The sequence below is a fragment of the Janibacter sp. CoH_79_TC_3 genome (assembly GCF_058197955.1).
On record NZ_JBXWIV010000201.1, the window covers coordinates 1 to 239 of the forward strand.

General features: G+C 40.6%; 1 protein-coding gene. It reads left to right on the top strand.

Translation table 11 applies throughout. The annotated features are described in order from the left end of the window. Nucleotides 1-88 precede the first annotated feature (88 nt). Nucleotides 89-239, top strand: a 151-nt coding sequence (locus AC2FA3_RS15630; RefSeq protein ID WP_490510398.1) for an SMC-Scp complex subunit ScpB, incomplete at its 3' end; no start/stop codon positions are given.

Here is a 239-nt window from a genome sequence, read left to right on the forward strand (position 1 = left end):
CAGAACAGTAACTGCAATTCCTTTTTTAGAAGGTGTGATCTACAAAAGAGAAATGTGTAATAAAAGGATAAGGAATGAGGAAGACTGAGTGAAGATTAAGGAGACAGAAGCAGCTATAGAAGCTATACTTTTTGCTATGGGCGGTTCTGTAGAACTGTCACAGATCGCAAAAGCTATCAGAGTGGATGAGAAGACGACAGGAAAGATCATCCGCAACATGATGGATCGCTATCAGGAAG